This window comes from Domibacillus sp. PGB-M46 (assembly GCF_022668875.1).
Lineage (GTDB): Bacteria > Bacillota > Bacilli > Bacillales > Domibacillaceae > Domibacillus.
Map to the genome: position 1 here is coordinate 74,600 of NZ_JAKGCR010000017.1, position 9,902 is coordinate 84,501.

Sequence of the window (9,902 nt, forward strand, 5' to 3'; positions counted from 1 at the left end):
AATGCTGGTGTTTCTGTTGAGTTAGCTGATTTTATTAAATGGTCGGCTAAACAAGGTCATGTGCGGTATGCTTCGGAATATGAGGCACTCAGCATTGAATCGGAAGGAGAACTGCTGTCAGTTTCGCTTTCGGTAGATATTAAAGATTGGCTGTGCAAAAAAGGCGAACAGACAGGCAAGAGTATACAGAATATTGCGCAGAGATTCTTGAAGAAGTGTATCAACGGGAACGCCACTGAATTCTCTTAACTATATGATAAAGAGAGCACAGTGCTCTCTTTTTTGTTACTTATTTTATTTTAAATCCTTAATAAAGAGTGTGATTATATTATGGGTTGCAGACAATTTCTTCACACAAAAATCCTCTCCACGAGAGAACGCTGATAGTATCCCTCTTATCATTTTTATGGAGAGGATTTTTTTATTTTCGTACCGGTATAAGCACAATAGAATTTTTTAAGACCTATTACTTTTTGTCAGTATACATGTGACCTGGGATTAGTTATTAGCCTTTGGATTTAAACAGCTGAATTTGATCTAAAGCTTTTCCTATTCCCAGCGCCACACAATCAAGCGGATCCTGAGCAATAAAAACCGGAATCCCTGTTTTTTTACTCAATTCATTATCTAAATTGTTTAACAAGGCGCCGCCTCCCGTTAACGTTATGCCTCTATCCATAATGTCAGCTGCCAGTTCCGGCGGCGTTTCTTCTAATGTCAGTCTAACTGTATCCACTATGGCATCCACAGAGTCCCTTAATGTATCAGAGATTTCAGAACCCGAGATTTCGATCGTCTTTGGGAGCCCAGAAACCATGTCTCGTCCCCGTACGGCTTTTCTTATTTCATTCTTTAAATCTCCGGCAGAACCAATTTCAATTTTTATACTTTCCGCTGTGCGCTCCCCTATCATCAAATTGTACCGCTTCCGGGCATAGTTAATAATTGCTTTGTCCATCTCGTCCCCAGCTACTCGTATTGTGTTGCTGGTCACAATTCCACCTAAGGAAATAACTGCCGCCTCCGTTGTACCACCGCCAATATCCACCACCATGCTTCCAATGGGTTCCCATACTGGTAAACCTGCGCCGATGGCTGCTGCCAATGCCTCTTCTATTACATAAGCATCCCTCGCTCCCGCTTCTCTTGCTGCATCAGTAACAGCGCGCTGTTCAACCGCCGTAATGCTAGAAGGCACACAAATCATCACAAAAGGCTTGCCGCCCATCAGGCTTTTTTTGTTAGATTCCGTTAGAAAATGTTTTATCATAGCTGTCGTAGAGGCATAATCGGCAATAACCCCGTCCTTTAGAGGGTGAACAACCGCCACATTTTTAGGAGCACGTCCGAGCACCTCTTTGGCGGCATGCCCAATGCTAAGAGTTTTATTAGACTCTGTTTGAATCGCTACAACAGAAGGCTCTCGAAGCACAATACCCTTTCCCTTTACATAAACAAGTGTGTTTGCTGTTCCTAAGTCAATTCCAAGATCCTTCGATCTAATTTTAAACATATTCCCTTCTCCCTCTAAACTGAGTTCTTCTTACTGACCGTTAACTGCTGCTTCAAGGATAACCATTGGGTAACAATAATAGTAATCTACAATAACATTATCAATCATTTATCATACTCGCTTTTCGTGATAAATATCGAATAGTGTCTGTAACCAAATTGTAAGGGATTTGAAACAACTTTGTATAGGATTCTGTTTCCTTTCCTGTAATCAAAATCCAGCCCCCATCATCAACTTCCCTCCAAGCGTGCCTTATAGCTAAAATTTGATCAAAAATAATTTAGCTACTCTTAATTCCGAGCCCCTATAGACTGTTGAAAAAATTTAGCGGGCTGCACGAAAAGAAGATCCGGGAAGACCGGCTTTAGTGCCCCTACTATACCCAAAAAAGCCAAAGGAGCAGTGTATCAGCGTTTTTCGTCTCCTTCTATTTTAGAAGCACAGCTTATATGTAAAGGTTTAGGAGACTGGTACTTTATTATGCCAGAGCCTGATGATACCTTCAGCTACATGAAAGGGATTTGTACACACCGTCTAATACCCGACTACTCCATTGAGATGGGCAAACACAGAACGAAGCCAGGATATGCGGTGCTCAGTCTGCCGGCAGTCCATTCCCTTACGTACCAAGTGAATGATCTGCTTTATCAGCAGGTTCCAGTGGCCAATATGTATATGGAAGAGCACTTTGCTCTCTTCAGAGTGTAGACAAACCCTATTTTCGAAAAGAACTTCTGCGAAAAGGGGGTTTCGTCTTTTTGTTTTAGCTTATATTTAGTTGACTTTTGACTAAAACAACACAAAATCTTGGTCGCTCATTCAATATAAAAAAAGACTGTCGACTTTGTCGACAGCCTCAAGAGAGCATTTTGCTCTCTTTTTTGCTACTTGTTCGAACCTACAAAATAAACTTTTTAACAAATGCTTACATTTACTTCTGCAATTCGTTTAAATTTTGTCTGGGAGATCCGTTCCATAAAAGGAAACGGGTCTTCCAGACAATATAAGATACCTTTTAATTTCTTTTTCCTTCTTTAAAACTATATATTGAGCAGTCTCAACTTTGCTGGACCTTCTTTTGCAGTGGATTAGACACCTGGGCTCTCTTTTGTGAATATTTAGCATTACTTTCTTTTCCACTCTGCTCTTCTATCATAACTTCCTTTGGCACTGCAAATAAGTAGGTAATCACAAAGGCAGCCACAAAAATTAGAATAGAGACTATGATATATACGAGCAGCTGATTCCATTCGTAAATGTACATTAGAGGAGAAAGTACAACAGCCAGCCCATATGAATTCGCTTTAATATTTAACAAGGATAAGATAGCACCACCTGCAGCTGAACAGGCAATCATTACATAAAGCGGTTTCAAACTGTATCGCATCACAACCCCAAACAAAGCCGGTTCACTGACACCCAGCAGCTGCGTAAGGGCTGCACTCATACCTGTTACCTTTACCGTCTGTTTTTTCGCTTTAATCGTAATCCCTAAGCATGTGCCGGCATTTGCAAATCCGTACATGGCACAAAGAGTAATAAGAGGATTAAAGCCTGTATTGGCCAGCAGTGTTGTTTCAATCATAATAAATAAATGATGCATTCCCGTCATAACGGCTAATGGATATAAAAAGCCGATCAGCAATCCGCCTATTCCGAAAGGAGCCTGTATAAGCTGAGTTACTACTGTGACTAAGCCTGATTCTAGAATATGCAATAATGGACCTAAGATCAGCAGACCCGTAATCATCATCGCTAATAAAACAAAGAACGGAGTAAAGATTAAATCCAACGCATTTGGCATGACAGCCCGCAATTTCTTCTCTAATTTTGCTCCAAGGATTCCTACAACAAGCGCTGTCAGCACGCTGCCTTGATACCCAACAACCGGAATGAAACCAAAAGCCATTATTGGTTCTACTCCACTATTGATATCTGCCACTGCATAAGCATTCGGAAGGGCTGGAGAAACGAGCATTAGGCCGATAACAAAACCGATAATCGGCATACCGCCAAAATTTCTAAAAGCAGACCAGCAGATTAGGGCTGGCAAAAACGCAAAAGCGGTATCCGTAAGAACAGAGATCAGTGTCTGCAAATACGCGGGAATATCCTCGATAGTCATCCCCATTACGCCTAGAACGGTATCATTAAACAGCACGCCTTTTAAACCGAGGAATAAACCGGTTGCTGCGATGATTGGAATGATCGGAATAAAGATATCGGCCAATGTGCGGATCGCTCTTTTAATTCCTTTTTCTCTTGGACCAGAAGATGTTGTTTGATCCAATTTATCATCTTGCTCAGGCTGGTTTCCTTTTAAGGCAGCGTATACTTTGTTGACAGTACCAGTGCCTAAAATGACCTGGTACTGCCCCGCGTTGAAAAAGACGCCTTTTACTTCATCAATGTTTTCAATTGCCTCGTCGTCAATCTTTGCGCGGTCTTTAACCGAAAAGCGCAGCCTGGTTGCACAGTGAACAAATGATTCAATATTACCTTCACCAATGACATGGACAATTTCTTTCCCTATGCGTTCATATTTATTTTCACTCATGAAAGCACTCTTCTTTCTTTAAAAGGATTAATGCCTGATATGGCTGTAAAGAATTCGCTGTTTCTTCTTTGTAATTATTTAATAGAACTGTGTAGTTTTCAGGGTTCCAATCCAGCTCTTGCTTTTCAGAAGAAAAGTTGAAGTAACACACTACTTCTTCTGTATTCGATTTTCGCTTATAAGCCACAATGACGGGATGATCTTCTAAAATTGGTTCAACCTTTCCGTACACTAAGCATTCACTTGCCTCGCTAGACTGTCTGACTCCAATCATCTTTCTGTAAAAATTCAGGATGGAATCCGGGTCCTGTTCTTGCAGCTCCACATTAATAGTTGTGAAATTTTCATTCATGCCAAGCCATGGTTCCGCCTTTGAAAACCCGCCATACTCATCAGCATTCCAATGAAAAGGTGTTCTTGAATTATCACGGCTCCTTAAATTGATAAAGTGCAGGGCTTCTTCTTCGCTGAACCCTTCATTCATAGAACGATAGTATTGATCGATACTTGAAATATCATCAAACTCTTCAATACTTTCACGTTTAAAGTTAGTCATTCCTATTTCCTGGCCCTGATAAATAAATGGTGTACCTCTAAGAAAGAAAAACATAGCTCCAAGCATAGTCGCTGAATAGACGTTTTGATCTTCTTCTTTTATATACTTGCTTAATGACCGGTTTTGGTCATGGTTCTCTAAAAAGTTAGCTCCCCATCCTACTTTTTGGATCTCCTTTTGACTGGTGAAAATTAATTTTTTGAGATCCAGCACTGTCCAATCAAGTCTTCTGAACCATTCACTTCCAGAGGCAACATCAAGATCTGCATACCTAAAATCAAAAATCATCGAAAAGTAACCGTTTTCCCCGATATAATCGCTAAATTGCTCGTAGACAACGCCCGGTGCTTCACCAATCGTTACACAATCATATTTAGAAAATGTTTTTTCGTTTAATTCATGCAGAAATACTTCGATGCCTGGCTGATTCCGGGTCTTTTTTGTACACTTTACAAGCCCGTCTGCTCCGTCAGCTGGAAGATCGCTAAACGTTTGGTCTTTTTTTATAAAAGTGATCGCATCAACCCGAAATCCGGCAATTCCCTTTTCCAGCCAATAATTGACCATCTTATATAACTCTTCGCGTACTTCTTCATTTTCCCAATTTAAATCCGGCTGCTTAACGTCAAAAGAATGGAAATAATACTGATCTGAGTTCGGCAGAGGTTCCCATACACTGCCGCCAAACACTGAGCGCCAGTTTGTCGGAGGCTGGCCATCTTTACCGGATTTCAACACATAGTAATCTCTGTATTTGCTGTTTGGATTCTTTAAAACATCCTGAAACCATGGATGTTCATCTGATGTATGATTAATGACTAAATCCAGAACAACCTTAATTCCTTTTTCCTTTGCTTTTACAATTAACTCGTCTAAATCTTTCATTTCACCAAATTCCGGATTTAACTGATAGTAGTCTGAGATATCATATCCGTTATCAGCCATTGGCGACTTGTAAATAGGACAGATCCATATCATCGTAATGCCTAAAGACTGCAGGTAATCGAGTTTCTCGGTAATCCCTTTTATATCACCTATTCCGTCATTGTTTGAATCGTAAAAACTTTTAGGGTAAATCTGATAAATAACTTCTTTCTGCCACCATTTTTGCTTCATACCTGATTCTCCAAGAGGGTATTCATGTAAAGTTTGCTGCATGGCTGTTCCTCCAAAATCGTATTTATTTAAAGAAAAATTTCGACCGATTTGTGGGAACGGTTCCACATCACTTTAAAAAAATAAATGAATGCTCTAGGCTAATATTTCTAACAAATAATATGGGCGGACTGTATGCATTCATTTAATGTGGGAACGGTTCCACAATTATTTAAAAAAATAGAAATTGATTTATACTTGGTTACGGTTTTAGAACCGGTTCCATGAATTAGATTATACGCGTCCTCGTTTTATTTTGTCAACGCTTTCTCTTTTAAAAATTTTAAATTTTAAAATTATGCCCTTGTGAACCTCTCCAACTAATTTCTGCGCAATTTGATGGAGCATCCTTTATCTCGATGCGGTACAGCATCGGCTGGTTAAGCTCCCTTCAGAGGTCTGAATGCATGATGGCGACAGACAGTCTCGGATGTTCCTATTGCCAACTCAGGAACTTTTGCCTGAAGCGACAACTATTTCGTTTCCGAGATGGATTTTTGAAAATACTGGATGAAATAGCAGCAGGTTCCAATATTATAAGAAGCAGATAAATCCGCATGATTAACTTCACCATTTGAAAATACAGCAAGTTCTTTTTTCTGGTTCCTGGTTCCGTTCCATCTTTCCAGAGCCGCCGAACGCCTGGGCGCTGATGTTTCGTGGATTGATCCGGGAAATGCGCATGCCCAGGCAGTGTGCCATTTCTCCCACTTTGTTCTGGATGCCTATTTTCCGCCACCCGTGAAGCTTGAGACGAAATTTCCTGGCTCCATAGAATCCTTTTGGAATTTCTATTCTGCCTAAGTATTCGAATATGGTGACATCACAGCCATGCTTTGCCGCAAATTTTATAATTTCATGGCTTTTGTGGCGGACAACATGCTGCTCGTACCCATTAATCTGCCGCCAAAAATTCGGCGCCTGAATGCGGCTGCTTGCCCGCTGGGTTTTCCGCAGTTTGTCCTTCACGTCTGTAGCCTGTCTTTTTCTTTAGGCTGAAAGCATTATACATGCTTTCTTACTTTGCAGAAATGTTCTAGTTTTATGCAAACGCTTTCAATTACTTATTAGAAATTGTGAGAATCTTTATCTCACAATTTCAAGTAGATTGACGAATAATCAATTCAATGGGAAGCTCACAATACTCATCAGATGATTCAACATTATTTAACTTTTCAATAATAATTTCTACTGCTTTTTCTCCCAGCCGATCAACCGGCTGCTTAATGGTTGTTAGTTTTGGGCTTACAACCCGTGCGATGGGCTGGTCATCAAACCCCATGATAGCAAGGTCGTCTGGAATCTGAATCCCGCGGACATTCGCTTCTGCAATCATTCCACTGGCAACTTCATCACTTCCGGTAAACACAGCTGTTGGTCTTTCATCCATCTCCAAAATTTTTCTGAGTACTTGCTGTCCGTCTTCAATGCTGTGCTGGTTGACGAAAACCCAATTCGGGTTAATCGAAATACCTGCTTCCTCAAGGGCTTTTTGATAGCCTTGATTGCGCTCTTTTCCTTTCCCTTCTTTTTTAAAGAATCCTCCTGTACAATAGGCAATTTTCCTGTGTCCTCTTTCAATTAAGTGCTTTATGCCATCGTAAGTCCCTTTGTATTGGTTAAGACGGACTGTTGGTACTTTTGATTTGTCGATATATACGTTACAAAGCACAATCGGCCCGTGCTCTATAAACGATTTGACTTTAGACCAGTGGTTTTCAACAGCCGTCATAATAACTCCATCCACTTGTTTTGTTTTAAGTAAATTTAAAAACGCCAGCTCTTTTTTTGGATCCTCATTACTTTGGAAAATCAACACTTGATAGCCTTTTTCATAAGCTGCTTCCTCAATGGCATCTACCAAGTAGGAAAAGAAAGGATTGGTTATCTTCGGGACTATAACTCCAATTGTTGTAGTTAGCTGTCCCCTTAGCCTGCGGGCAGAAAGGTTGGGGTGGTATTCTAGCTCTTCCATTGCTTTTAAAACGAGTGCCTTCTTTTCTTCGGATACATATCCTTTATTATTAATAACACGAGATACTGTCGTTTTTGATATTCCTGATAATTGAGCCACGTCTTTTATCGTCGGCATTTTTTTTCATCCCTTTTTATTGCAATTTGTGGAACCGATTTCACATATTGTACCCCACGAGGAAGTTCTGTTTCAATAGCTGCTTATTGATTAATCTTTTTAAACTAGCACTAAATTGACTATTATCTACTTTGCGATAAGATATGTTCCCTTTTAAGGAGATAATTGATCATTGCCTAGAATATTCTTTTTAAGAAAAGATAAATAGGAAAACTGCACACAACCTTTGCGTGCAGCACGATCTTTAAAAAGATCTATTTCCCATTGCTGCATAAAACTTTTCCATCTCAATTTGGAAAACCTCAATTGAATCCCCGTGGCTGGTAAGGAATTGATTAAGCTCCTTATCAGTCGCGAATTCCTCTTCATAAAGTTTTCTTGTATGATCACCGGTAATGTAAAAATGCAGGACTATCATCAAATCACTCCTGACAATAAAAAGCGGATGCTTGACAGCAATCCGCTTAACTGGCTTTTTTAATAATAGGTTTGTAATACTTTACAAAATTTTGATTACCCATAAGAGTTTCACGGATGATCTGGCGGATAGCTTTTCTAAGAAAAAGTTCAATATTTGATTGATCATACATCTTTAGCAGTGCCAGAGCTCTGCTATGGCCGCCCAGGTCTGAAATACCTTGCATGTAATCAGCTACCGTAAGATAATACCCGTCTGTTTCAAATTTTTTATTAGGGTCTATGCCAAAATTGCCTACAATAATCTTATATAACTCATTATAAGGTTCCAGTGAGAAGCCCTCCTAGATTTTTTCTAAGATCATTATAGTAAGCGACCTATACTTATATACATATTTTTTTAGTAAATCTGGTTGCTACGTGCTTCAATAGATATATTGGTAGGTCTATTGTCCTTGAATCAGCGTTCTCTGTAAAGTCTAGCAGATCCGGCTTAATCAACTCACAGGATTCTTCTTAGAACGGCATTTTATTTGGTTTTTATCAAGGGATTTAACGTGAAATATTTGTTCATTTGGAGCTTCTGTAGTCTCCAACCCAAGTGTGCGTACGTATGTTCGTTATTTGCGCATCAAACGGGTTTTACGCATAGTTTGATCATTTTTGACCAACTAGAAAGAATTAATTTTGTTGCTAATAACCTGCTTTATATAATTGCAGAATGTGAAATGTAAAAAAGCGTAGCTGATATGCTGTGCTTTTTACTTTTCTATTTCTAAATCTTCATTATTCTCCAGCGATACGGAAGGCTCTCTAGCCCCATCCATATTCTGTACTAAACCTTCATAGTCATGTTGTATGGTGATTGCTCGTTTTAACCTCCTCGCACATTTTTACAGCTGCTTTCTCTTGTTTTGCCGCTTTAAACTCTCTGTGAATACCTGTATTTCCGTAATTAGGATTAGGTTTTATATTGATTGTCCCCAATGAATACAGAACGTTTAATGTTGGGGTATCACCGACAATTAATAAAATTGCCTTTAGTTTAATCATACTTTATTTTAAAGAAGCACCTACAGCCCGAAATTGACCTTTTCGTTTAATATGGCGTGAAGAACTTCCTATGAGAACTTTAAACAGGCCTTCCTCAACAGTCGAGTTCTTCGACGCTTCATCGTATATGGAAAGAGCCCTCTTGTCTATTGTAAACGTTACAGTTTTGGTTTCACTTGGCTTTAATGTAATCTTTTCAAAACCTTTTAGTTCCTTCCGTCTTATATAAATATATATTAATATAAAAATTTATTTATATCAGTTTTAAGCTTAAAAGCCCCGACACAACAAGGTTTTCGAGCTTCTTTCTTTATATAATTCATTGCCTTGAATGGATAGCCAAGCCGGTTATAAGCCACTGACCTGTTACAAAGAAGCTCGAACACCTGATCATCTCCAAAGATACACAGATTTTGGGCAATATTTTGAGACACAAAAAAACGATAGGACTTCGACCAAAACAATTGATTATTGAACTACCGCCCACTTACCTGACGGTTGAAGTGGGGGATTCCCGGGCAAGAGGATCTTCGACCCCCAGTAATCAGGCTAACCCCGT

At 39.5% G+C, this 9,902-nt stretch carries 8 protein-coding genes; 1 reads left to right on the forward strand and 7 read right to left on the reverse strand.

Annotated features, from left to right (window positions below; all coding sequences use genetic code 11):
• Positions 1-505: 505 nt before the first annotated feature.
• Entirely contained in the window at positions 506-1,513 is a 1,008-nt protein-coding gene (locus L2D08_RS17040) for a rod shape-determining protein (RefSeq protein ID WP_242235505.1), read from the reverse strand.
• Positions 1,514-1,915: 402 nt separating this feature from the next.
• Between L2D08_RS17040 and L2D08_RS17045 the strand changes: the two genes are divergently transcribed.
• The gene (locus L2D08_RS17045) at positions 1,916-2,221 is read left to right on the forward strand and encodes a hypothetical protein (RefSeq protein ID WP_242235507.1); all 306 of its coding nucleotides are present in this window, start codon (positions 1,916-1,918) and stop codon (positions 2,219-2,221) included.
• A 349-nt stretch (positions 2,222-2,570) separates the two neighbouring features.
• On the opposite strand, the gene L2D08_RS17050 is transcribed toward L2D08_RS17045, so the two are convergent.
• The 6 genes from L2D08_RS17050 to L2D08_RS24540 all read right to left on the reverse strand — a co-directional run bounded on the left by L2D08_RS17050 (position 2,571) and on the right by L2D08_RS24540 (position 9,592).
• Complete coding sequence (locus L2D08_RS17050) at positions 2,571-4,070, reverse strand: PTS transporter subunit EIIC (RefSeq protein ID WP_242235509.1); 1,500 nt, start codon at positions 4,068-4,070, stop codon at positions 2,571-2,573.
• Complete coding sequence (locus tag L2D08_RS17055) at positions 4,063-5,784, reverse strand: glycoside hydrolase family 13 protein (RefSeq protein ID WP_242235511.1); 1,722 nt, start codon at positions 5,782-5,784, stop codon at positions 4,063-4,065. The genes L2D08_RS17050 and L2D08_RS17055 overlap by 8 nt, the downstream gene beginning before the upstream one ends.
• 564 nt (positions 5,785-6,348) lie before the next feature.
• Complete coding sequence (locus L2D08_RS17060; protein ID WP_242235512.1) at positions 6,349-6,750, reverse strand: hypothetical protein; 402 nt, start codon at positions 6,748-6,750, stop codon at positions 6,349-6,351.
• Between the two features lie 130 nt (positions 6,751-6,880).
• The gene (locus L2D08_RS17065; RefSeq protein ID WP_242235514.1) at positions 6,881-7,873 is read right to left on the reverse strand and encodes a LacI family DNA-binding transcriptional regulator; all 993 of its coding nucleotides are present in this window, start codon (positions 7,871-7,873) and stop codon (positions 6,881-6,883) included.
• A 464-nt stretch (positions 7,874-8,337) separates the two neighbouring features.
• A complete protein-coding gene (locus tag L2D08_RS17070) occupies positions 8,338-8,517 on the reverse strand; it encodes a hypothetical protein (RefSeq protein WP_242235516.1) in 180 nt (59 codons plus the stop codon).
• A gap of 829 nt (positions 8,518-9,346) precedes the next feature.
• Entirely contained in the window at positions 9,347-9,592 is a 246-nt protein-coding gene (locus L2D08_RS24540; RefSeq protein WP_375337608.1) for a fibronectin type III-like domain-contianing protein, read from the reverse strand.
• Positions 9,593-9,902 lie beyond the last annotated feature (310 nt).

Excerpts from the sequence above, each read along its gene's own strand:
- L2D08_RS17040 (WP_242235505.1), bottom strand. The coding sequence starts at position 1,513 with ATGTTTAAAATTAGATCGAAGGATCTTGGAATTGACTTAGGAACAGCA.
- L2D08_RS17050 (WP_242235509.1), bottom strand. The coding sequence starts at position 4,070 with ATGAGTGAAAATAAATATGAACGCATAGGGAAAGAAATTGTCCATGTC.
- L2D08_RS17055 (WP_242235511.1), bottom strand. The coding sequence starts at position 5,784 with ATGCAGCAAACTTTACATGAATACCCTCTTGGAGAATCAGGTATGAAG.
- L2D08_RS17065 (WP_242235514.1), bottom strand. The coding sequence starts at position 7,873 with ATGCCGACGATAAAAGACGTGGCTCAATTATCAGGAATATCAAAAACG.
- L2D08_RS17070 (WP_242235516.1), bottom strand. The coding sequence starts at position 8,517 with ATGCAAGGTATTTCAGACCTGGGCGGCCATAGCAGAGCTCTGGCACTG.